Annotated in this window: 20 protein-coding genes; 19 read left to right on the forward strand and 1 reads right to left on the reverse strand. The window is 29.7% G+C overall.

Annotated features, from left to right (window positions below; translation table 11 throughout):
- Positions 1 to 12: 12 nt before the first annotated feature.
- The 3 genes from G6N05_RS00305 to G6N05_RS00315 are packed head-to-tail and all read left to right on the forward strand — an operon-like array spanning position 13 to position 5,141.
- On the forward strand, positions 13 to 1,956 hold the full coding sequence (locus G6N05_RS00305) for a polysaccharide biosynthesis protein (RefSeq protein WP_317167472.1): 1,944 nt from the start codon (positions 13 to 15) through the stop codon (positions 1,954 to 1,956).
- A 53-nt stretch (positions 1,957 to 2,009) separates the two neighbouring features.
- Positions 2,010 to 2,771: a polysaccharide biosynthesis/export family protein gene (locus tag G6N05_RS00310; protein ID WP_166124570.1), complete on the forward strand. Its 762-nt coding sequence runs from the start codon at positions 2,010 to 2,012 to the stop codon at positions 2,769 to 2,771.
- Positions 2,772 to 2,774: 3 nt separating this feature from the next.
- Positions 2,775 to 5,141, forward strand: a complete 2,367-nt coding sequence (locus tag G6N05_RS00315; RefSeq protein WP_166124571.1) for a GumC family protein — start codon at positions 2,775 to 2,777, stop codon at positions 5,139 to 5,141.
- Between the two features lie 174 nt (positions 5,142 to 5,315).
- Here the strand turns inward: G6N05_RS00315 and G6N05_RS00320 are convergent, their stop codons facing one another.
- The gene (locus tag G6N05_RS00320; RefSeq protein ID WP_166124572.1) at positions 5,316 to 6,050 is read right to left on the reverse strand and encodes a tyrosine-protein phosphatase; all 735 of its coding nucleotides are present in this window, start codon (positions 6,048 to 6,050) and stop codon (positions 5,316 to 5,318) included.
- Between the two features lie 301 nt (positions 6,051 to 6,351).
- Here G6N05_RS00320 and G6N05_RS00325 point away from each other — a divergent pair, with 301 nt between their 5' ends.
- The 16 genes from G6N05_RS00325 (at position 6,352) to asnB (ending at position 23,634) form a co-directional block, all read left to right on the forward strand.
- On the forward strand, positions 6,352 to 7,209 hold the full coding sequence (locus G6N05_RS00325) for an ABC transporter permease (RefSeq protein ID WP_166124573.1): 858 nt from the start codon (positions 6,352 to 6,354) through the stop codon (positions 7,207 to 7,209).
- 177 nt (positions 7,210 to 7,386) lie between these two features.
- A complete protein-coding gene (locus G6N05_RS00330) occupies positions 7,387 to 8,637 on the forward strand; it encodes an ABC transporter ATP-binding protein (protein WP_166124574.1) in 1,251 nt (416 codons plus the stop codon).
- Entirely contained in the window at positions 8,625 to 9,941 is a 1,317-nt protein-coding gene (locus G6N05_RS00335; RefSeq protein ID WP_166124575.1) for a glycosyltransferase, read from the forward strand. The genes G6N05_RS00330 and G6N05_RS00335 overlap by 13 nt, the downstream gene beginning before the upstream one ends.
- Before the next feature lie 18 nt (positions 9,942 to 9,959).
- On the forward strand, positions 9,960 to 11,096 hold the full coding sequence (locus G6N05_RS00340; RefSeq protein WP_166124576.1) for an acyltransferase family protein: 1,137 nt from the start codon (positions 9,960 to 9,962) through the stop codon (positions 11,094 to 11,096).
- Between the two features lie 11 nt (positions 11,097 to 11,107).
- Positions 11,108 to 11,716, forward strand: a complete 609-nt coding sequence (locus G6N05_RS00345; protein ID WP_166124577.1) for an acyltransferase — start codon at positions 11,108 to 11,110, stop codon at positions 11,714 to 11,716.
- A gap of 23 nt (positions 11,717 to 11,739) precedes the next feature.
- Positions 11,740 to 12,846, forward strand: coding sequence for a glycosyltransferase WbsX family protein (locus G6N05_RS00350; protein ID WP_166124578.1), 1,107 nt, complete (start codon positions 11,740 to 11,742; stop codon positions 12,844 to 12,846).
- Positions 12,833 to 13,951, forward strand: coding sequence for a glycosyltransferase WbsX family protein (locus tag G6N05_RS00355; RefSeq protein ID WP_166124579.1), 1,119 nt, complete (start codon positions 12,833 to 12,835; stop codon positions 13,949 to 13,951). Before G6N05_RS00350 ends, G6N05_RS00355 begins: the two co-directional genes overlap by 14 nt.
- Positions 13,938 to 14,786: a glycosyltransferase gene (locus tag G6N05_RS00360; protein WP_225875107.1), complete on the forward strand. Its 849-nt coding sequence runs from the start codon at positions 13,938 to 13,940 to the stop codon at positions 14,784 to 14,786. Before G6N05_RS00355 ends, G6N05_RS00360 begins: the two co-directional genes overlap by 14 nt.
- The gene (locus G6N05_RS00365) at positions 14,787 to 15,713 is read left to right on the forward strand and encodes a glycosyltransferase family 2 protein (protein ID WP_166124580.1); all 927 of its coding nucleotides are present in this window, start codon (positions 14,787 to 14,789) and stop codon (positions 15,711 to 15,713) included.
- Positions 15,714 to 15,798: 85 nt separating this feature from the next.
- Complete coding sequence (gene wecB, locus G6N05_RS00370; RefSeq protein WP_166124581.1) at positions 15,799 to 16,908, forward strand: non-hydrolyzing UDP-N-acetylglucosamine 2-epimerase; 1,110 nt, start codon at positions 15,799 to 15,801, stop codon at positions 16,906 to 16,908.
- Positions 16,905 to 18,152 (forward strand): glycosyltransferase family 4 protein, encoded by a 1,248-nt coding sequence (locus G6N05_RS00375; protein ID WP_166124582.1) that lies wholly within the window; start codon positions 16,905 to 16,907, stop codon positions 18,150 to 18,152. Before wecB ends, G6N05_RS00375 begins: the two co-directional genes overlap by 4 nt.
- Positions 18,145 to 19,056 carry a glycosyltransferase family 2 protein gene (locus G6N05_RS00380; RefSeq protein ID WP_166124583.1) on the forward strand — a complete coding sequence of 304 codons (912 nt, stop codon included), beginning with the start codon at positions 18,145 to 18,147 and terminating at the stop codon, positions 19,054 to 19,056. The genes G6N05_RS00375 and G6N05_RS00380 overlap by 8 nt, the downstream gene beginning before the upstream one ends.
- On the forward strand, positions 19,049 to 20,068 hold the full coding sequence (locus G6N05_RS00385) for an N-acetylneuraminate synthase family protein (protein ID WP_166124584.1): 1,020 nt from the start codon (positions 19,049 to 19,051) through the stop codon (positions 20,066 to 20,068). Before G6N05_RS00380 ends, G6N05_RS00385 begins: the two co-directional genes overlap by 8 nt.
- The gene (gene neuC / locus G6N05_RS00390; RefSeq protein WP_166124585.1) at positions 20,061 to 21,224 is read left to right on the forward strand and encodes a UDP-N-acetylglucosamine 2-epimerase; all 1,164 of its coding nucleotides are present in this window, start codon (positions 20,061 to 20,063) and stop codon (positions 21,222 to 21,224) included. Before G6N05_RS00385 ends, neuC begins: the two co-directional genes overlap by 8 nt.
- Positions 21,224 to 21,925, forward strand: coding sequence for an acylneuraminate cytidylyltransferase family protein (locus G6N05_RS00395; protein ID WP_166124586.1), 702 nt, complete (start codon positions 21,224 to 21,226; stop codon positions 21,923 to 21,925). The genes neuC and G6N05_RS00395 overlap by 1 nt, the downstream gene beginning before the upstream one ends.
- On the forward strand, positions 21,925 to 23,634 hold the full coding sequence (asnB, locus tag G6N05_RS00400; protein WP_166124587.1) for an asparagine synthase (glutamine-hydrolyzing): 1,710 nt from the start codon (positions 21,925 to 21,927) through the stop codon (positions 23,632 to 23,634). The genes G6N05_RS00395 and asnB overlap by 1 nt, the downstream gene beginning before the upstream one ends.
- The last annotated feature ends 7 nt before the right edge of the window (positions 23,635 to 23,641 follow it).

Consider the following 23,641-nt stretch of genomic DNA (forward strand, 5'->3'; position numbering starts at 1 on the left):
CAAATTTTAACAGTGAAAAACAATAAAACATCTAATAAATCTATATTTTCAGAAGTATTCTTAAAAGATAAGATGCTGCATTTTGGTTATTTACCAAGATGGATTATTTTTTCTATTGATATTTTTATTGTCATTTTCGCTAATGTTGTAACGTATTTTTTAATTTCTCTATTAACGTTCAAATATTACTATACACTTGATTTAACAAGTAGAACGATAATCATTTTAGCCACACAGTCTTTTTTCTTTTTTGTGTTTAAAACCTATGCAGGAATTATAAGACATTCTACTTTAAATGATGGATACAACTTATTTAAATCAACATTTAGTTCGTTTTTAGCATTATCAGCTTTAAATTATATTCATTTTTATAAAGCAGGCGCTAAAATATTTTTAATGCCCGCTTTGTTGCTTACATTTTTGTTTTCCTTCATCTTTTTATTGTTTTTTAGAATTGTGGTAAAAGTGGTGTATCAAGTTTATCTTGATGCTGGAAATCAGAATAATTTGGAGAATATTGTTATTTATGGTACAGATTCGAATGCCATTTCGTTAGCTAATGCCATAAATGCAGAATACCCAAAAAGATATAAATTGGTTGGTTTTGCTGATAATTCTAAAAAAAATGTTACCAAACAGATTTTAGGATTGCCAATTTATTACCACAATAAAAATATTAAAACAATTCTTTCCGATTTAAATGCAAAAGTGCTTATTATCTCAAATAACGTCTTTTCTAAAAGTGAGCAATTAGTTTTGGTTGATGAATGTTTAGAAAACAATATTAAGTTATTAACTGTTCCTGTAATTGCAGATTGGAATTCACAAAAAAATATTTCTAAAAAAATTAAATCTTTTGAAATTCAAGATTTATTGAATAGGGATGAAATTGTTTTAGATACCATAAATATTTCTAATAAAGTTTCTAATAAAGTAGTGCTAATTACTGGTGCTGCAGGTTCTATTGGAAGTGAAATAGTAAGGCAAATTATTTATTTTTCTCCTTCAAAAATAATTTTATTAGATCAAGCTGAAACGCCTTTACATCAGTTGTCACTAGAGTTAAATCAAGTATATTTAGAAATAATTCCAGTAATTGCAGATGTGCGAAATAAAGAGCAGTTAGATGTTGTTTTTCAAGAATACAACCCAGAATTTGTATTTCATGCAGCAGCATACAAACATGTGCCGTTAATGGAAAAAAATCCAAATCAAGCCATTTTTACAAATGTATTAGGTACAAAAAATTTAGCAGATTTAGCGGTAAAATATAAAGTAGAACGTTTCGTATTAATTTCTACAGATAAAGCCGTTAATCCTAGTAATATTATGGGAGCAAGTAAACGTATTGCGGAAAAATACGTGCAGTCCTTGTCTATTTATTTAGATCAAATGGGCGAATCATCTACCAAATTTATTACCACTCGTTTTGGAAATGTTTTAGGTTCTAATGGCTCGGTTGTACCCTTGTTTACTAAGCAAATTAATGCAGGCGGTCCAATTACAATTACGCATCCGGATATAATAAGATATTTTATGACCATTCCAGAAGCTTGCCAATTGGTATTGGAAGCAGGAACAATGGGGAATGGAAGTGAAATCTTTATTTTTGATATGGGTGACCCCGTAAAAATTATAGACTTAGCCCATAAAATGATAAAACTTGCAGGTTTTATTCCTGAAGTGGAAATTAAAATTAAAGTTGTAGGCTTAAGACCTGGAGAGAAATTATATGAAGAATTATTGACAGACGCTTCAACAACTTTACCAACGTATCATCAAAAAATTATGATTGCAAAAGATAGTTCGGAAAATTATATTTCTCTAAATGAAGATATTCTAGAATTGATTGATTTGTCAAAAGAAAATAATTCAGATGCATTGGTAATTAAAATGAAACAGATTGTACCTGAGTTCGTTAGTTTAAATTCTAAATTTGAAAAGTTCGATAATTAGTCGAAAAATAACATTTATCAGTAAAAAAATTATCTTTGTAAAAAAAGTACCTAATGAATAAGCAATTATACTGTCTCTTAGTAGTTTTCATAACATTAGTTTCATGTACATCACCTTCTAAAATGGTGTATTTAAATAGTACAGGTAACTTAGATTCGAATGTGAAATTTGAAACAACTTTACAACCTGATGATCAATTATTAATAATTGTTTCTTCTGAAAATGCGGAAGCAGCTTCACCATATAATTTAAAAACGGTTGCTTATCAAGGTAATTCAGAAAATATAATCGCGCAAGAAAGAAATCAAGCCTACATCGTTGATCAAGATGGAAACATAGAATTTCCAATGTTGGGAACGATTAAAGTTGGTGGCTTAACACGTATTGAAACTACAAATAAAATAAAAGCTCTTTTAAAAAATGGACACATTTCAGATCCAATTGTAAATGTGAGATTGTTAAACTTTAAAGTTTCAGTTTTAGGAGAAGTAGCTAAACCGGGTGTGTTTTCTATTTCTGGAGAAAGAGTTACTTTAGTAGAAGCTTTGGCTTTAGCTGGCGATTTAACTATATACGGAAAAAGAAATAGCATACTATTAATTAGAGAAAAAAACGGAGTGAAAACTTACGAAAAAATTGACATTACCAAGACCGATTTTATCAACTCAAAAAATTATTATTTATCTCAAAATGATGTAATTTACGTTGAGCCAAATAAAACAAAATTGAATTCTTCTGCAGTTGGTCCCAACTTAACAATTGGTATTTCGGCACTTTCATTAGTTGTTACCATCTTGGCATTAACCTTAAAATAAAATATGCAAAAATATAGTCAAAATTTTGATGAAGATTTAGATCAAAACATCAACATTAGAGAACAATTAGAAAAATATTTAATCCACTGGAAATGGTTTGTATTTGGCGTAATTGTATCTTTATTTTTGGCATTTGTATATTTAAGATACGCGGTTCCAATGTACAATGCCACTTCTACTATTTTAGTAAAAGATGATAGAAAAGGCGGTTTAGCATCTGAACTTTCTGCTTTTTCCGATTTAGGAATGCTGAAAGGAGCGAAAAGTAATGTGGATAATGAAATTGAAGTTATAAAATCCAGAAAGTTAATTAAGAAGACGCTTAACGAACTTGGTTTCAATATTATTTACATCAATGAAGGAAGAATAAAAGACGGAGAAATTTATAATAATTGTCCAATTAAAATTTTATTCTACAACCAGAATTCTAATTTTTATAACGAATTTCATCAGTTTAGAATTGTTTCTCAAACCTCAAATTCATTTGAAGTTTTTATTGGTTCGAAACTTTTCGGAACATTTAAATACGGAGAATCAATAAAATATTTAACTGGGAATTTCACTGTTGTTAAAGATAAAGTAAATACAAAAGATGCATTAAAAGATTTTTCTATTCGTGTAGAAGTTTTGCCAATTGAAGGTTTAGCGGATAATTACAGAGGTCGACTTAAAGTCATGACATTAAGTAAAAACACGAGTGTGATTGAGTTGAATTTCGTAGATCCAATTCACTTTAGAGCCAAAGATTTCTTAAATGCTTTAGTGAAAAACTATAATCAAGATGCTATAGAAGATAAAAACTTCATTGCTGAAAACACTTCTAAATTTATTGAACAACGTTTGCGTTTAATTTATGGTGAATTAGAAGGTGTAGAAAAAGACGCAGAAAGTTTTAAGAAAACAAACAGAGTAACAGATATTACTTCTGAAGCTGGACTGTTTTTAGAAAATGCTAGCGAATTTGAAAAGCGTGAAATTGAAACGGAAACGCAATTGAAAGTAGTCAATACGATGATTGATTATTTAAAAGCGAACAAAGTGGAAAACTTGATTCCGGCTAATATTCTAACAGCTGATGTAGATGCTTCTGAAGTTATCAATCAATACAATAATTTAGTTTTAGAAAGAAACAGATTGCTAAAAACAGCTGGTGAAAAAAATGCAGTTGTTTTGGCAGTTGATAAAAAAATAGAATCGCTTCGTTATACGGTTAGTGCTAGTTTACAACAATTGAAAACATCGTTACAAATTAAAAAGAACGATTTAGCGCGACAAAATGCTATTGTTGAAGGTAGAATTTCACAAATTCCAACGCAAGAAAAAGAATTTAGAATTATTGCCAGACAACAACAAGTTAAAGAAGCTTTGTATTTATATTTGTTAGAAAAAAGAGAAGAAACAGCCATTTCATTAGCAGTTACCGAACCAAATGCTAAAGTTATTGACGATGCGAATTCATCAAATAGTCCAGTTTCTCCAAATAGAACGGTGATTTATTTAATTGCATTGGTTTTAGGTGGACTAATTCCATTCGGTATTATTTACTTAATTAATTTCTTCGATAATAAAGTCAAATCAAGATTAGATATTGAACGAAATACTACGATTCCTTTCATTGGTGATGTGCCAAAAGCAGATAATCCGAATGAAATTATTCAATTAAATAGTAGAACCAATACGGCTGAAGCCATTCGTATCATTAGAACTAATTTAGAGTTTTTATTAAAAGATGTGCCAGATGGAATTGCGAAAACAATTTTTGTAACGTCGACTTTTCCAAAAGAAGGAAAAACCTTTGTTTCTGTAAATTTAGCTTCTACAATTGCGTTGTCTGATAAGAGAGTTTTGTTGGTTGGATTGGATATTAGAAACCCTAAAATTGATAATTACTTACAAGTTCCAAATGTTGGATTTACCAATTATTTATCGTCAAATAAATATAATTCTATTGATGAATTAATTGTAAAGATTGATAATTATTCTAATTTTTATGTGCTTCCTGCTGGAATTATTCCTCCAAATCCTGCGGAATTATTAATGGATAAGAAAGTAGGGAAGTTGTTTGAAGAACTTAGAACTAAATTCGATTATATTATTGTAGATACCGCTCCTGTTAGTTTAGTTACGGATACACTTATAATTGGCCACTTGGCGGATGCTTTTGTATATGTAACTCGAGCGAATTACCTTGACAAGCGTATGCTGAAATTACCACAACAATTATACAACGAATCGAAATTACCAAACATGTCTATTCTTATTAATGATACCGATTCTCAAAAAGGATATGGATATGGTTATGGCTACGGGTATGGATATGGTGTTGAGGTTGAAGTCAAACCTTGGTGGAAGAAGTTGTTTACTAAATAATAACTACTGTTTCAAGCATATTAACAAGGTACTTTTCATACACTATCTATGCTTTATCTATACATTAAACATAGCGTATTCGTATAAGATTTTTAGTTGTTTAATTTTATTCTTGATTTATTCTGATTTAGATTTCTTCGGGATATACTAATGGGTGATTCTATTTTACCGTACTTACAAGAAAAACTGATTGTTTTCTATCGCAGTTTCAAATGCTTTTGTTTCTTTAATAGCAACTTTCCTTGCGAAAGAATCTATGTGTTGTTTGTGGTGAATATCTGAACCTACAAAATCAATAAAGCCAGCTTTTAATAGGTTGTCTGAAGCTTTGGTTGCATCAGGACCGTAATAACCTACACTTGATAACAAATTCATTTGAAATTTTAAGCCTGTTTTTTTTAGTTTTTCAAAATCTTTGAAATTATTATGATAAAAGCTATATCTTTCCGGATGCGCTAAAACAGGTTGGTAGCCTGCTAGTTGTAATTCAAATAAGTATTCGTGAAGTTGAATTGGTGGGTTTAAAAAAGACATTTCTACCAAAACATAATTGTCTTTAATTGTCAGTAAGGGATTTGATTTAAAATTTTCTATAAAATTTTCATCTATAAAATATTCTGAAGCCGCTCTTAAATCTAATTTTTTTGCTAATTCAGGTAATTCATTTTCAACTCTTTCTTTAGCGCTATTTATGGTTTCAATCGTGTTGTTGTACACATTTGCCATTGTATGTGGCGAAGTAATACATTTTTTAAACCCAAAACCAATCATCGATTCCATTAAAAACTGACTGTCTTTAAGGTTTTTGGCACCATCATCAATTCCTGGTAAAACATGAGAATGTATATCCACATAATTATTTGGAATTAAAGCTGATAATGTAGGCTTCGATTTTAAAAAGGAAAACATAAATATTTTTTTACAAAGATAGTTTTTGTTTTTTGATTTTCGTTATGGGATTTGAGAATTTGGATTTGAGAATTTGGATTTGAAAATTTTGATTTACGAATTATGAAGTTGTTATTTATCTTGCTTTTTTGATGCTATTTCTTTTAATTTTTTTATTTGGAACTTCTTTAAAATAGTCTAATTTTGGTGATTGGTTTACGTGTTTGATTATTTGCAAAAAATGACTTATATTACTACACTTTTACTTTGCAAAATGATTTTTAAAAATCATGATGCATTTTGATAAAATAAATAAAAATAAATGAAAAAAAAGCATACAAATACTTCCGAATGGGATACTGTAATCGAATCTCAACATTCTCTTTTTGATGTTAACTTTAAGGAATTATGGCATTATAGAGATTTATTGGTTTTGTTTGTAAAAAGAGATTTTGTTACGGTTTATAAGCAAACTATTTTAGGACCTTTATGGTTTTTTATTCAGCCATTATTAACGACTATAACTTTTACGGTAATTTTTGGTAATGTTGCCCAATTGTCAACTGATGGTGCGCCAAAAATAATTTTTTATATGGCGGGTATTACTTTATGGAATTACTTTGCCAATTGTTTGACTTCTGTTTCTGGAGTGTTTAATGCCAATGCTGGAATTTTTGGAAAAGTTTATTTTCCAAGATTAATTATGCCTTTAACCATAGTTATTTCTAATTTAATGAAGTTTGGCGTACAGTTTTTGCTGTTTATTTGTTTCGTCGGATATTATACTTTAAATAAAGAAATTTTACCAAATAACTGGATCTTATTAACGCCATTTGTAATTTTATTAATGGCACTTATTTCTATGGGAATTGGACTAATATTGTCGTCTATGACTACAAAATATAAAGATTTAAATCAATTAATTGGATTTGGAATACAATTATTCATGTACGCCACACCCGTTATTTATCCAAGTTCCTCCGTTCCTGAAAATTTCAGATGGGTTTTGGATTGGAATCCTCTTGTAGGTTTGTTTGAATATATGCGTTATGCGTACATGGGGATAGGCAAATTTGATGTATATTCACTTCTATATCCTTCTTTATTTTCAATAGTGATATTGTTTTTTGGGATTTTAGTTTTTAATAAAACACAGAAGACGTTTATGGACACTGTGTAGAGTGAGGAGTTAGAAGTAGGAAGCTGGGAGACGAGGAGAATGGTTGACAAGGAGAATGGATGACGAGGAGAATGGATGACGAGGAGATGGGGGATTATAGAACTTTTGTGTCTATATGTTTAAAAAAAGCATCAAATGTTGAATTTTGATTAACGAATGTTGAATTTTGAATAAGTAATGAGTAAAGTAGTTATAAAAGCGGGAAATATATCTAAGCAGTATCGTTTGGGACTTGTGGGAACAGGTACCGTTAAAGACGATATGAAAAGATGGTGGTATAAAATGCGTGGAGCGGAAGATCCGTTTTTAAAAATTGGAGAAGCTAATGACAGAAGTAGTAAAGGTGAAAGTGATTATGTTTGGTCATTACAAGATATAAATTTTGAAATCAACCAAGGTGATTCTGTTGGAATTATTGGAAGAAATGGAGCAGGGAAATCCACTTTATTAAAAATCTTAAGTCAAGTTACACAACCTACAACTGGTAAAATATTTACAAAAGGACGAATTGCTTCCTTGCTAGAAGTGGGTACAGGCTTTCATCCAGAATTAACGGGTAGAGAAAATATTTTTTTAAACGGTGCTATTTTAGGAATGCGTAAACATGAAATTGCTAGAAAATTAGACGAAATTATTGCTTTTTCAGGAGTTGAACGCTATATTGATACGCCTGTAAAACGTTATTCTTCAGGTATGTATGTGCGATTAGCTTTTGCAGTAGCAGCTCACTTAGAATCTGAAATTTTAATTGTTGATGAAGTTTTAGCCGTTGGTGATGCCGATTTCCAGAAGAAATGTATAGGTAAAATGAACGATGTGAGTAAAGGTGAAGGAAGAACGGTTTTGTTTGTGAGTCATAATTTAGACGCAGTAAAAAAATTATGTAACAAAGGGCTTTTATTACATCATGGTCAATTAATTCATGATGGAAATATTGATAGTACTTTAGATTCCTACCTTTTAAACTATTCTTCTAATGAAAAACAATCAGGAATTAGTTATGAATTAGATGAAAGTAAAGAAGCACAAATTTTAAAAGTTGCATTAAAAGATAAAGAAGGAAAAGAAGTTTTAGAATATTTTTCTGATCAAGAAATTTGTATTCATATTACTTTAAAAAACACATTGTTAAATAAAGGCGCAAGATTAAATTTTTCTATTTTAGATAAATTTGAAAATGTAGTTTTTGTCAACAGAAAAGATTTAGACTTTACTGGAACTACGGAATGGGTTGTTCAATTACCAGGTGATACTTTGATAGCAAATTTCTACAAAATAGGTTTAGCTTTAGATATTCCAAAAGTAAAAGTTTTAGATTTTCCTGCAGAAAAAACCAATTTAAGTATTGTCAATATTGCTCAGGACGAGTTTAAGTACGGTGATAGTGAAAACGGAATCTTCAAAATGCCAATTCAATGGAGCAAGTAAAGAAAAAAATACTATTACTTTCATCAGGAGATGTCAACGGTGCCTATGAAGCCATTTACAGATTGGCAAAATATTTTGTTTCTGATGGTTTCCAAGTCAAAATGTTGGTTAAAAATAAAACAAAACCTGATGATTTTATTATTGCTTATTCTGATATTCCAAAACCCTTTAAAAGAAAAAGCATTCTTGAACTTTTAATATTAAAAATAAAACAAAAGTTAAAAAAACAAGAGTCTACACCTAAGATAAAATTCGATTTAAATTATGATTTTATTAGTGTTGATGAAACTTCTGTAAATGTTTCAGCGGAAAGAATTGTTGATTTAATTGGTTTTACTCCAGATTTTATTTATTCTGGAATGATTGATAGTTTTATGAATTCTACAGATTTACTTAATTTACAACAATTAACTAAATCTCAAGTTTATAATATTACAGTTGATATGAATCATTTTACTGGAGGTTGCCATTTTGCTTGGGATTGTAAAGGTTATATTGAAGGATGTTCCAATAAATGTCCAGCTATTTTAAGTGAATTTGGAAAAGATTTACCCAAAATAAATTTTGAAACTAAACTTAAAAATGCGGAGATAGGAAAATTTAAAATCATTTCCGGTTCTGGTTGGACTTTAAATCAAGCAAAAGAATCTAAAATATATAAAAATCAGAATGTAATACTTAATATTAATAGTTTGATTGATGTGAAACTATTTAATAATAAAAGTAGAAGTTTTGCAAAGCAAATATTTGGTTTATCAGATTCAACTTTTTATATACTAATGGGTTGTCAGAACTCAAATAATAAAAGAAAAGGCTTTGAATATTTAATAGAATCACTTCATATCTTACATCAATCTTTAAATCAAGAGCAAAAATCAAAAATAAAAGTTTTATTAGTTTCTCGTTTAAATAACCTGCAATTTGATGAAATACCTTTTGAAAAAGAATATATAGAATATATAAATGATTATAGATTACTATCTTTATTATACCAAGCTTCAGATTTGTTTGTAAATTCTTCAATTGAAGATTCAGGTCCAATGATGGTTTCTGAAGCATTGGCTTGTGGAACACCAGTTGTTGGGTTTGATATGGGAGTTGTGAATAATATGGTAATTACTGAATTCAATGGATATAAAGCCATATTGAAAGACAGTGCCGATTTAGCAAATGGAATTAAATCAATATTAGAATTAACTCCTGAAGCATACAAAGAATACTCTGAAAATGCTGTAAAACAAGTGGAACAGTTTTCTTCGTTAGAAGCTGTAGGAACAATTTTGAGAAGAGACATGCTAAATTAGAATTTAGGAAAAAAAATAATGATTGAAAATTCAAATAAAATATATTTTCCAAATCTAAATGGAATCCGGTTTATAGCTGCATTTGTTGTAATCATTCACCATTTAGAACAGATTAAGAAAATATTTGGTTTTAACAACCATTGGGAAAACCCTACAGTTCAACAAATTGGCCCTTTAGGTGTAGTTTTATTTTTTGTTTTAAGTGGTTTTTTAATCACTTATCTTTTATTAGTTGAAGAAAAACTTACTAAAACAATTTCTATAAAATCATTTTATATGCGACGTATTTTAAGAATATGGCCTTTATATTATTTGATTATTTTGTTAAGCTTTTTTGTTTTATCAAAAATTTCTTTTTTCAATTTAGGCGAGTGGTCTGGAATGGTCTGGAATGATCTTTCGCTTAAATTATTATTTTTCACTTTGTTTTTGCCCAATATTGCTTTAATAATTTTCCCTCCTGTTCCATACGCTAGTCAAAGCTGGTCAGTTGGAGTTGAAGAGCAGTTTTATCTGATTTGGCCCATTTTAATCAAAAATGTCAAAAACAAAAAACAATTATTAATTTCAATAATTGTTGGCTATTTAATAATTAAAATATTCCTTTTTAATCTTTTAGAGAATTATATTTTTTGGAATGATGCTTTAGAAAAAACAAGAGAGATTTTTAATAGTTTTAGTATTGATTGTATGGCAATTGGCGGTTTATTTGCTGTTTTTTTGTTTGAAAAAAACAAAATATTAAAATTACTTTTTTCTAAGTATTTTCAAGTAATAATCTTTTTAATTTTAGCAGTATTTATTCTGAAAGGAATAGAGGTTCCATTTGTGAATTTTGAGTTTTATGCCGTATTATTTGGTATAATAATTATAAATTTAGCTGCAAATGAAAATACAATCGTAAATTTAGAAAATAAGGTGTTTCATTATTTAGGTAAAATATCCTATGGTATATATATGTTTCATCCAATTGCAATTGTGTTAACGTTAAAAATTTTATATAACTATAATATTTCAAATATATTTATTCAAATGTTTGCAGCTGTAGCTACCACAATAATTATTTCAAGTATTTCATATAAATATTTTGAAAGTTATTTTATTAAAAAGAAGAATATCTTCACCAAGATTATTAGCGGTGATGAAGCAAAATAACAGTAATAATAATGATTAAAAAACTCAAAAATAAAATTATAAATTATCTCTTTTTGCAAATTCAAGATTTGCAAAGGAAGAAAGAGCAACAACAGCTTGATGTACTATTAAAATCTTTTAAGAGTTCAGGTAAAAGTTTTGTTATAGGAAAAGATTATAGTATTAAAAATCCTCAGTATATTTCATTTGGGGATAATTTTTTTGCTTTGGATAGATTTAGAATAGAAGCTTGGGATAATTACCAAAATCAAAATTTTAATCCCGAAATTATTATTGGAAATAATGTTGTTTTTAATACAGATATACATATAGGTTGTATTGATAAAATAGTTATTAATGATAACTGTTTGTTTGGAAGTAGGATTTTTATTTCTGATCATGATCATGGAGGTTTTGATGCATTGTTGTCAAATATTCCACCAGTCGAAAGAAAATTAACAAGTAAAGGTCCTGTAATTATTCAAAAAAATGTTTGGATAGGTGAAGGAGTATGTATTTTGGCAAATGTTACCATAGGTGAGAATAGTATTATCGCGTCAAATGCAGTTGTAACTAAAGATGTTCCTGCAAATTCAATTGTAGCTGGTATCCCAGCTCGAGTAATAAAAGAAAAAAAGTAAACTAAGAATGTCTTTTTAAATATATGATGGAAAAAATAAAACCTATAGCCATTCATTTACCACAATTTCACCCCATTCCAGAAAATGACACTTGGTGGGGGAAAGGATTTACCGAATGGACTAATGTAACCAAAGCTATGCCAAGATTTGAAGGTCATTATCAGCCACATTTACCTGCCGATTTAGGATTTTACGATCTTAGATTAGAAGAGGCAAGGTTAGCACAGGAGAATTTAGCCAAAGAGCATGGAATTTACGGATTTTGCTATTATCATTACTGGTTTAATGGTAAAAAAATTTTATATGAGCCGCTTGAAAGAAAATTAAAAAATACCAAAGAAGATTTTCCATTTATGTTGTGTTGGGCAAATGAAAACTGGACACGAGCTTGGGATGGTTTAGAAAAAGAGGTGCTTTTAAAACAAGATTATTCTGATGCAGATGATGCGAATCATATGTCTTATTTATGCGAAACGTTTTTTAAAGATGAACGTTATATAAAACAAGATGGTAAACCTATTTTTTTAGTTTACAGACCAACCTTGTTTCCTGATATTAAAAAAACAATTGAAACTTGGCGTAAAATTGCAAGAGAAAAGGGTGTTGGCGAAATTCATTTGGGATATATGCAAAGTTGGGGATTACGTGTAGAGCCTGAAAGTTTAGGATTTGATTTTGCAGTTGAATTTCAACCTAATTTTCCTTCACCCATATCTGAACCAAAAAGTATTTTTAATAGAATTATTACAAAATTGAAGCGTTTATTTATAAAAGAGAAGATAAAAACAGATATTAAAGACAGGCATTTTGATTATCAAACATTTGTTAAGTTGCAAAAGCAAAATCAATTTAAATCAAATATTTCCCCTTGTTTAGTACCCATGTGGGATAATAGTTCAAGAAGAAAAACAAACGCATTTATTTTTACAAATGAATCTCCAAAACATTATGGAGAATGGTTATCACACATAAAGACAAATTATCCATGGTCAGAAAATAAAGAGAAATTTTTATTTATTAATGCATGGAATGAATGGGCTGAAGGAAATCATTTGGAACCTTGTCAAAAATGGGGTACACAGTATTTAGAGATGACAAAAAAAGTTTTATTGGAAAATGAAAGCAGATAATAAAATAGAATTTTTAGCTTATTATTTGCCACAATTTCATCCGATTCCTGAAAATGACGAATGGTGGGGAAAAGGGTTTACAGAATGGACAAATGTTACAAAAGCCAAACCTTTATTTAAAAATCATTATCAGCCTATTTTACCATCAGATTTAGGTTTTTACGATTTGCGTGTACCAGAAACTCAAGAAGCACAATCAAAATTAGCTTTAGATTATGGTATTGACGGATTTGTATATTATCAGTATTGGTTTGGCGATGATAAATTCTTGTTAGAAAAACCCGCCGAACAAATGTTGCAAAACCCAAAAGTAGAAATTCCTTTTTGCTTTTGCTGGGCAAACGAAACTTGGAAAGGTATTTGGCATGGTTTAGATAATCCTGATGTATTAATCGAACAAAAATATTTAGGCGAAGCAGATTATAGAAAATATTTCAATTATTTATTGCCTTTTTTTAAAGACAAAAGGTATATTAAAGTAAATAATATGCCCATGTTTCATATCTATAAATTGGACGATATTCCAGATTTAGATAGTTTTCTGAAATTATTTAATGAACTAGCTATTTCAAATGGTTTTGACGGGATTTATTTTGTTGCTACTCATGGAAATTCTCAAGTTGTCATTTCAAAGCCAGAACTATTTGGACAAGTGGGAGTAGACGTTTTTAATACCATGCGTTACGAGCAATCTTTTGTTTACCGTTCAGGAACTTTACTTGGAAAAATAGAAAGAAAAATATTTCAAAAATTAAAATGGACGTTGGTTAACAGATTTCCTTTTGTTTTAGATTATAAAATTGCCATTGAAAAATTAAATGTTCAGTTCAATCATGATAAATATATTGCTTGTGTTTTTCCAAATTGGGATAATTCGGCAAGAAGTGGTAAAAAATCAATGATTTTTAAAAATGCAACTCCAGAATTGTGGAAAACTCATTTAAATAAAACGGTTTCAGAATTAAAAAAGCAAGTAAATACGCCTAAATTTGTGATAATTAAATCATGGAACGAATGGGCGGAAGGAAATCATTTAGAACCCGATTTAAAATTCGGACATAAGTGGTTAAATGCGGTAAAAGAGGTGAAAGATGAGTGTATCTAATTTTGAAGAAAAAATGGTTTCCATAATTATTCCTTGCTATAACGATGCAAAATACATTGAGCAAGCTGTAAATTCTGCATTAAATCAAACCTATAATAACATAGAAGTTATTGTGGTTGATGATGGTTCGAATACAGAAACTAAAGATGTTCTTAAAAAGTTAGAGCACAAAATCACAAAACTAATTACTCAAGAAAATAAAGGTCAAAGTACAGCAAGAAATGTTGGAATTAAAGAAGCTAAAGGAAATTATATTTTAGTTTTAGATAGTGATGATTTTTTTGAACCCACATTTTGTGAAAAAGCAATTCCAGTTTTTTTAGAAAATAAGGATGTCAAATTGGTTACTTGTGAAGCAAATTTACTGCATACAAATGGTTCTATAGAAATTTATAAACCTAAAGGCGGAACAATCTCAAATTTCATGTATTACAATGATGCTTTAGGAACCTCGTTATTTAAAAAAGAGGAATGGCAAAATTGTGGTGGTTATGATGAAAGTATGAGAAAAGGATTTGAAGACTGGGAATTTTTTATTCGACTTTTGAAAAATGGAGGAAAGTGTTATGTCATTCCAGAAGTTTTGTATAGTTACAGAAAAAGAAATGATTCAACAACTAGTAAGGCAAATATAATTAAGTACGATTTACAAAAATATATTTATATAAAACATAAGGATATTTATATTACAGATTTCGAAAATTTTACTGAAAAATTATTAGAAGTATCAAAAGGTCAAGAAAAAAATAAATCCAAAATTCTTAAAACAATTGATTATCAATTGGGACAAAAAATTTTAAAACCATTTCGTTTTATAAAATCACTTTTCAGATAAATGAAACCAATAGTAACAATCATAATGGCTACTTATAATAGAGCACATTATATTAAAGAAACCTTAGTTTCTATACAAAATCAAACGTTTGAAGATTGGGAATGTATCATAATTGACGATGGCGGAACTGATAATACTCAAGAAGTTATTACTCCAATAATTGAAAAAGATACTCGTTTTCAGTTTGTAAAACGTAATGATTCTTATCAAAAAGGTTTGCCAGGATGTCGAAATTACGGATTGGATTTAGCTAAAGGCGATTATGTTATTTTTTTTGATGATGATGATATAGTGCATCCTCAAAATTTAGAATTGTGTACAAATGAACTATTGAAAAATAAGTATGCATTTTGTCGTTATGATAGGACTGTTTTTACAGGAGATTTTGATTATAAATTTGACTATTCAAAAGAATATAACTCATTTACAATTGGAACAAAAGATGTTGCAGCTTTATTAAAACATAAGCTTCCGTTTAACTCTTGTGCAGTAATGTGGAAAAGAGAATGTTTTGATAAAAACAGGTTTGTGGAACATTTAATGTATGCTGAAGAATGGGAATTATATTCAAGAATACTTTCTTCAGGAGTTCAAGGAATTTCCATTGAAAAATGTTTGTTTTTTGGAAGAAAACATCCCAATTCTAATACTGGAGAATTTTACAACAATAATCCTATTCGTAAGGCTTCAAATAAAGAAGCTATTTTATTAGTCATTCAGAATTTAAAAGAAAAAGGATTACTTACAAATAGTTTATTGCACTATTTTATTCAAATATCACTAGATTATAAAGAATTTGATTTATTTGAATCCATATTAAATACTGCCAAGTTATCTTTTGTAAATCGAATTAAATGGAAATTATTTTATGTTTTTTTACCTTTAAGATTATATCTTTACCGCATTAAGAAAAAGTTAGTTTCATGAAACATCCCGCTTGCGATTTGAAATAAATAGTTTATTTATATTGGATGTTCCATTTGACAATTAAAAAAACAAACAAATCAAACAAATGAAAATATTACTTTGTTTCGGAACTCGTCCTGAAGCTATAAAAATGGCGCCGCTTTATCATCAATTAAAGAAAGATGCTTTTTTTGATGTTAAAGTTTGTGTGACAGCTCAACATAGAGAAATGTTAGATCAGGTTTTAGATTTCTTTGAAATTACACCTGATTATGACTTGGATTTAATGGAAAAAAGTCAAACATTAAACGAACTGAGTGCACGCATTTTATCAGGAATTAACACTGTTTTTTTAGAGGCTAAGCCAGATTTAATTTGTGTTCATGGCGACACAACAACTTCTTCAATAGTAGCATTAGCGGCTTTTCATTTGAAAATTAAAATTGCTCATATTGAAGCAGGTTTAAGAACTTACAATAAAAAATCTCCATTTCCAGAAGAAATGAACCGTCAAATTACTGGAAGATTAGCCGATTATCATTTTGCGCCAACAACAGAATCTTTAAATAATTTGTTAGAAGAAAAAGTAGCAAATACTTCTGTTTTCAATGTTGGAAACACCGTTATTGACGCACTTTTATGGGCGAAAAATAAAATTAGCAATAAGTATACTAACAAGGAAGTTGAAGCATTCTCTAATAAAATTGACGCGTCTAAAAAATTAGTATTAGTAACAGGTCATCGTAGAGAGAATTTTGGAGCAGGTTTTGAAAATTTATGCGATGCGCTTCTTGAGTTAAGTTATAGAGAGGATGTTCAAATTGTGTATCCAGTACATTTAAATCCAAATGTTTTAGAACCCGTAAACAATAAATTGTCGCAACGAGAAAATATATTTTTATTGCCTCCAGCTGATTACCCTTTTTTTATATGGTTGATGCAAAATAGTTTTCTAATTATTTCCGATTCTGGAGGTATTCAAGAAGAAGCACCCACTTTAGGAAAACCTGTATTGGTAACCAGAAATGAAACCGAAAGACAAGAAGGTGTAGCTGATGGTTTCTCTTTTTTAGTTGGAACAGATAAACAAAAAATTGTTGAAAAAGCAACTGATTTATTAGATCATTTTAAAGGTTTTTCAAATAAAAATAATCCTTACGGAGATGGTTTAACCTGTGAAAAAATTGCAGAAACATTAAAGCATCTAAATCAATGAAAAATATTTTAGTAGTTGTTGATTCCATAAATCAAGAAGATAGCAGTGGCTCTAAATGCAATGTAGCGCTTATCATAAATTTGGTAAAAGCAGGTTATAGTGTTAAAGTGTATCATCATTCTAGAAAAACCATTTTAATTGAAGGTGCAGAATGTGTGAAAATAAATGTAGATAAATTAAATTTGGTTTATGTTTTTGGTGGCTTTTTACGATTTTTAACTAAAAAATTTAATATAGTTACGACACCTTTTATAGAAAGAAAAATAGGTTTTTCACCTGCTTTCTTAAGTGATGTTCATGATTTTACAAAAGCCTTAAAAAAAGATGCCTTTAACCCAGATTTAGTCATAACTTTAAGTAAAGCTGCAAGTTTCAGACCTCATAAAGCATTATTGAATATTAAAAAATGGCACAGTAAATGGTTGGCATACGTACATGATCCGTTTCCTTTTCATTTTTATCCAAAACCATACGATTTTTTAGTTCCAAGTTATAAGTATAAAGAACAACTTCTATTTGATTTTGCTAATAAAGCGGCATATTCAGGATTTCCAAGTCTTTTGTTAAAAGAATGGATGGGGAAATTTGCCCCTAATTTTCTAAAAACTGGAGTTGTAATTCCACATCAATTAGTTGAAATTGAGAATAAAAAGGTACAGTTACCTGATTTTTTTGATCCAAATAAATTTTCATTATTACATGCAGGTTCATTATTTGGAGAAAGAAATCCAGTTGGTTTAATTGAAGGATTTTTTAAATTTTTAGAAGCTAATCCAGAAGCTAAAAACACTACTCAATTAATTTTGATTGGTAGTATTTCAGAAAATCATTCAGATGTATTTGAGAAACACAAAAATAAGGAAGGCAATTTAATCTCGATAAATAAAAGTCTACCTTTCAATACAGTTTACCAACTTCAATATTCTGTATCCATTAATATCATATTAGAAGCAAAATCGGATATCAGTCCCTTTTTGCCAGGGAAATTTCCACACTGCGTAGCAGCAAATAAAAAAATGTTAGTTCTAGGTCCGGAAAATAGCGAAACAAGAAGACTTTTAGGAAGCGATTATGACTATTGGTCTGAAATTGATAATGTAACTCTTATTTCAAAATTAATTGAAAAATTATATTTCGAATGGAAAGCCAATCCAAATGAAATGTTACTTAATAAACCAGAACTTTTAGATTATCTTGGAGTAAATCATCTTAAAAAAATTATTGATAAAATTATACATGAATAAAAAATTCGCCATACATATTTCTACAAAAAACAGAGTGGAAGACTTAGTAATTACATTAAATAGTTTAACTGAAATTCTTTCAAATGATGCTGTGGAATGTGTTGTGTACGATGATGGCTCTACAGACGGAACGGATAAAATGGTTTTAGAACAATTTCCTAAAGTGAAATTTTTAAGAAATAAAACTTCTAAAGGTTATATTTATTGTAGAAACTATATGCTAAATGAAACTACATCAAAGTATGTTTTAAGTTTAGATGATGATGCCACCTTACTTTCAAATGATGTTTTTGAAATTGCAGAAAAGCATTTTATTTCAAATCCAAAATGTGCCTTAATTGCTGCAAGAATTTTTTGGGGAAAAACTTTGCCTGAAAACTACACAGCAACTAAAGAACAAATCAGTAGGGTTAATGGTTTTGTGGGTTGCGGACATATTTGGAATTTAGAATCTTGGAACAAAATTCCAAGTTATCCCGAATGGTTTGAATTTTATGGTGAAGAAAATTTTGCCTCTTTTCAAGTTTTTAAAGCGGGTTTGGAAATTACCTATCATCCAGAAATTTTTATCCAACACAGAGTAGATGTTAAAGCAAGGAAAAAAGGAAAAGAGTATCAATCTAGAGCAAGAAAATCACTTCGATCAGGTTGGTATTTATACTTTTTGTTTTATCCATTAAAAGTTATTCCTAAAAGTATGGCTTATACGCTTTTTACTCAAATAAAAAACAAGACTTTTAAAGGAGATTTTAAAGCAACTTTAGCAATTGTACAAGCACTTTTTGATGTTGTGAAAAACATTCCAAATTTTATAAAAAATAGTAACAGACTAACTATTCAAGAGTTTAAAGAATTTACTAACTTGCCTGAGGCTAAAATTTATTGGAAACCAGAAAATGAATAATATAAAATTACCCTATTTAATTACTGAAATAGGACAAGCACACGAAGGAAGTTTAGGAATCTTACATTCTTATATCGATGCTGTAGCGGGTACTGGTGTTAATGCTATTAAATTTCAATTGCATCTTGCTGAAGCCGAAAGTAGTTCATACGAACCTTTTCGTGTGAAGTTTTCTTATGAAGACAAAACACGCTATGATTATTGGAAACGTATGGAATTTACGTTGGAACAATGGGCAGCAATTAAAACACATTGTGATGAAGTAGGTTTAGATTTCATTTGTTCACCATTTAGTAATCTTGCAGTAGATTGGCTGGAAGAAATTGGTGTAAAATGTTATAAAATTGGTTCTGGAGAAGTAAATAACTTATTGTTACTAGAAAAAATTGCAAAGACGAAGAAACCTGTTATCATTTCTTCTGGTATGAGTAGTTTTTCAGAATTAGATAAAACGGTTTCTTTTCTAAAAGATAGAAATGTTGATTTTTCCATATTACAATGCACCACATCGTACCCAACTCAACCGGAGCAATTTGGGTTTAATGTGATAAAGGAATTAAAAGAAAGATACCAAGTTAAAGTTGGTTTTTCAGATCATTCTGCCAAAATTGCTACAAATATTGCGGCTGTTGCCTTAGGTGCTGAAATTTTAGAATTTCATGTGGTCTTTGACAAAAGAATGTTTGGTCCAGATACAAAATCTTCATTAACTATAAATGAAGTTTCACAATTGGTTGAAGATGTAAATGCTACTTATAAAGCTATTCAAAACCCAATTAATAAAAATAATAACGAACAATTTTCCGAATTAAAATCTATTTTCGAAAAATCGTTAGCCATAAATAAAAATTTACCAAAAGGACATAGTATCACTTTTGAAGATTTAGAGGCGAAAAAGCCAAAAGGTTACGGAATTGATGCTTTGAAATTTCAAGATATTATAGGAATGAAGTTAAAAGAAGATATGAAACAATGGGATTTCATTAATGAAAATGACTTAACAAATGACTAGTAAAAGAAAAATTGCCGTTGTAATTACAGCCAGACCATCATATAGTAGAGTCAAAACGGTTTTAGAAGCGATAAAAAATCATCCAAATTTAGAATTGCAATTAATTATTGCGGCTTCGGCATTATTAGACAGATATGGTTCTGCCATCAATTATATTGAAAAAGATGGATTTCATATTTCTGCGAAAGTTTTTAATGTTTTAGAAGGTGAAAATTTAACAGCTGCTGCCAAAACAACAGGAATTGGAATTCTTGAATTGTCTACTGTTTTTGATAATTTGAGTCCTGATGTTGTAGTAACCGTAGCAGACAGATTTGAAACTATGGCAACGGCCATTGCAGCTTCCTATATGAATATTCCACTAGCGCATATTCAAGGAGGTGAAGTAACAGGAAATATTGATGAAAAAGTACGTCATTCTATTACAAAATTAGCAGATTATCATTTTGTAGCTTCAGAAAATGCTAAAGAAAGAGTCATCAAATTAGGAGAAAATCCAGAATTTGTATTTAATACAGGTTGTCCATCTATTGATTTAGCGAAACAAGTTAAAGAAAATAGTAAATCATTACCCTTTGATCCATATGAAAAATATGGTGGTGTGGGTGCGAAGCCTAATTTAGATAATGGCTATTTAGTGGTGATGCAACATCCAGTAACCAACGAATATCAAGATTCAAGAAAACATATAGAAGCAACTTTACAAGCAGTTTACGAATTAGATAAGCCAACTTTATGGTTTTGGCCAAATGTAGATGCTGGAGCAGACGGAACTTCAACAGGAATAAGAGCTTACCGAGAAACACATCAATTACCAAATGTCCATTTCTTTAAAAATATGGAAGGTAAAGATTTTTTACATTTATTAAATCATGCCGATTGTTTAATTGGAAATTCTAGTGTTGGAATAAGAGAATGTGCTTATTTAGGTGTTCCTGTAGTAAATATCGGTTCTCGTCAAAATAGAAGAGATAGAGGAGAAAATGTAGTAGACACCATATACGAAGTTGAAAATATAAAAAATGCCATAGCAGAACGAGTTCAAAATGAATCTAAGTTTGTTTCTGATGTTTACGGTGGAGGAGATGCTGGAAAACAAATTGCTAATTTATTAGAAACACTTCCCTTACAATTTCATAAAACAATAATGTATTAATGAAGATTTTAGGCCTCATTACAGCGCGTGGCGGTTCCAAAGGTGTTCCTGGTAAAAATATAAAATTACTAGGAGACATTTCTCTTTTGTCCTATACTGCCCATGCTGCTAATCAATCCAAATTGTTACACAAATCGATTCTTTCTTCCGACGATGCTGAAATTATTGAAGTTGCCAAAAAAGAACAAATAGAAGTGCCTTTTGTTAGACCATATGAATTAGCAAACGACACAGCAACTAGTATTTCTGTAGTGCAACATGCCTTAGAATTTATGGAAAGTAAAGGCGAATTTTATGATGCTGTTTGTCTACTTCAACCGACTTCGCCATTTAGAGAAAAAGGTTTTATAGATGCAGCTATTCAAAAATTTATAGCTGAAGATGCTGATGCGTTAGTTAGTGTTTTGCCTGTTCCTCACGAATATAATCCACATTGGATTTTTGAACCAAATAGTTCCGGATTTTTACAAATTTCAACTGGCGAAAAAACAATTATTTCCCGCAGACAAGATTTACCAAAAAGTTATTTTAGAGATGGTTCTGTTTACATTACAAAAACAGAAATTATTAAAAAAGGTAGTTTTTATGGAGAAAAATTAAGTTTCATAGAAAGTAATCCCGATTTTTATGTCAATATTGATACTTTAAAAGATTGGGAAATCGCCGAAAAAAAGTTACATTTTCTTAAAGATAAATTATAATGTGCGGAATTGTAGGAATTATTTCACTTTCAAAATCTCTTGATGAAAGAAAAAACACGTTGCATAAAATGCTTCAAGCACAAGCGCATCGTGGACCAGACGCTCAACAAGATTGGCATGATGCTACTTGTAGTTTAGGACATAATCGTTTAAGTATTATTGATTTATCTGAAGAGGCCAACCAACCTATGCACAGCCATTGTGGTAGATATGTTGTGGTTTTTAATGGTGAAATTTATAATTATATTGAAATAAAGGCAGCACTTCAAAATCATTTTGTTTTTAAGACACAATCTGATACGGAAGTTTTACTTTCAGCTTATATTCATTGGGGAAATTCATTTTTAGATAAACTAAACGGAATGTTTTCTATCGCCATTTGGGATAAAATAGAACAAAAATTATTCATTGCTCGTGATAGATTTGGGGTAAAACCCTTTTACTTTTATAAAAATGAGGAACAGTTTGTTTTTGCCAGCGAAATTAAAACACTATTTGCTGCTGAGGTTCCTAAACTAAAAAATGATAAAGTTTGGTCAGGTTATCTTGTAAATGGAACTTATGGATTACCAGATGAAACCTTTTGGAAAAACATTTATCAACTTTCTCCAGGCCATTTTGCAGAACTTTCACCTGTAAATAAATATGATTTTCAGCCCAAAAAATGGTACAATTTTGAAGATAGGATACATACTATTCCTCAAATGAATGCCAATACATTAAAAGAAGAATATTCTGCTTTATTAGATGATGCTATTCAATTGCGTTTTCGCGCTGATGTTCCTTTAGGAATGAATGTAAGCGGCGGTTTAGATTCTTCAACATTAATTGCGTTGATTCATAAAAACTTACCATCGAAACAAAAAATTGAAGCTTTTACTTTTTATTGTAATGATACTAATTACGATGAATTGCCATGGGTAAACGATTTACTAAAAGATAAACCCTATCACTTAAATAAAGTTTTATTAGAGGTAAATAAAATTCCTCAATTAATAGAAGAATCATGTTATTATCAAGATGAACCTTTTGGTGGTTTTCCAACATTAGCATATAGTCAGTTGTTTAAAAGCGCAAGAGAAAAAGGAATTAAAGTTTTATTAGACGGACAAGGAATGGATGAAGCTTGGGCAGGCTATGATTATTATCATAATAATTCCAACTCTCTAATTCAAGGAACTAAATCTAGCCCAGTAAAACCAGAAGTTTTAGATGCTGATTTTAATTTATTAGCGAGTAAAGAAGTTTTTCCAACACCTTTTTCATCTAAATTACAAAATTTACAATACAGAGATATTTTTTATACCAAGATTCCGAGAGCTTTAAGGTTTAATGATAGAATTAGTATGCAGCATGGTACTGAACTTCGTGAGCCCTTTTTAGATTATAGATTAGTCGAATTGGCTTTTGCTCAACCCGATAGTGTAAAATTTGATAACGGAAATACGAAATGGATGTTGCGTCAAATTAGCCAACAACTTCTCGGAAATAAAATTGCTCTGGCTCCCAAAAGAGCTTTGCAAACCCCACAAAGAGAATGGATGGCAAATGAACTAGAAACTTATGTTCAGGAGAGGATTTCTGAGTTTTCTAATTTTGATTTTGTAAATAAAAACCAAGTTCAGAAAATTTGGGAGGAATATAAAAAAGGAAATCAAGAAAATAGTTTCTATCTTTGGCAATGGATTAACCTCTCTTATTTGAGGTAATTCAATA

This window comes from Flavobacterium bernardetii, assembly GCF_011305415.1.
Taxonomy (GTDB): domain Bacteria; phylum Bacteroidota; class Bacteroidia; order Flavobacteriales; family Flavobacteriaceae; genus Flavobacterium; species Flavobacterium bernardetii.

Coding starts and splice junctions, on each gene's coding strand:
- G6N05_RS00385 (WP_166124584.1), top strand. CDS start 19,049: ATGAATAATATAAAATTACCCTATTTAATTACTGAAATAGGACAAGCA.
- G6N05_RS00375 (WP_166124582.1), top strand. CDS start 16,905: ATGAAAAATATTTTAGTAGTTGTTGATTCCATAAATCAAGAAGATAGC.
- G6N05_RS00395 (WP_166124586.1), top strand. CDS start 21,224: ATGAAGATTTTAGGCCTCATTACAGCGCGTGGCGGTTCCAAAGGTGTT.
- wecB (WP_166124581.1), top strand. CDS start 15,799: ATGAAAATATTACTTTGTTTCGGAACTCGTCCTGAAGCTATAAAAATG.
- G6N05_RS00350 (WP_166124578.1), top strand. CDS start 11,740: ATGATGGAAAAAATAAAACCTATAGCCATTCATTTACCACAATTTCAC.
- G6N05_RS00325 (WP_166124573.1), top strand. CDS start 6,352: ATGAAAAAAAAGCATACAAATACTTCCGAATGGGATACTGTAATCGAA.
- G6N05_RS00365 (WP_166124580.1), top strand. CDS start 14,787: ATGAAACCAATAGTAACAATCATAATGGCTACTTATAATAGAGCACAT.
- G6N05_RS00380 (WP_166124583.1), top strand. CDS start 18,145: ATGAATAAAAAATTCGCCATACATATTTCTACAAAAAACAGAGTGGAA.
- G6N05_RS00330 (WP_166124574.1), top strand. CDS start 7,387: ATGAGTAAAGTAGTTATAAAAGCGGGAAATATATCTAAGCAGTATCGT.
- G6N05_RS00315 (WP_166124571.1), top strand. CDS start 2,775: ATGCAAAAATATAGTCAAAATTTTGATGAAGATTTAGATCAAAACATC.
- asnB (WP_166124587.1), top strand. CDS start 21,925: ATGTGCGGAATTGTAGGAATTATTTCACTTTCAAAATCTCTTGATGAA.
- G6N05_RS00320 (WP_166124572.1), bottom strand. CDS start 6,050: ATGTTTTCCTTTTTAAAATCGAAGCCTACATTATCAGCTTTAATTCCA.
- G6N05_RS00335 (WP_166124575.1), top strand. CDS start 8,625: ATGGAGCAAGTAAAGAAAAAAATACTATTACTTTCATCAGGAGATGTC.
- G6N05_RS00340 (WP_166124576.1), top strand. CDS start 9,960: ATGATTGAAAATTCAAATAAAATATATTTTCCAAATCTAAATGGAATC.
- G6N05_RS00345 (WP_166124577.1), top strand. CDS start 11,108: ATGATTAAAAAACTCAAAAATAAAATTATAAATTATCTCTTTTTGCAA.
- G6N05_RS00310 (WP_166124570.1), top strand. CDS start 2,010: ATGAATAAGCAATTATACTGTCTCTTAGTAGTTTTCATAACATTAGTT.
- G6N05_RS00355 (WP_166124579.1), top strand. CDS start 12,833: ATGAAAGCAGATAATAAAATAGAATTTTTAGCTTATTATTTGCCACAA.
- G6N05_RS00360 (WP_225875107.1), top strand. CDS start 13,938: ATGAGTGTATCTAATTTTGAAGAAAAAATGGTTTCCATAATTATTCCT.
- neuC (WP_166124585.1), top strand. CDS start 20,061: ATGACTAGTAAAAGAAAAATTGCCGTTGTAATTACAGCCAGACCATCA.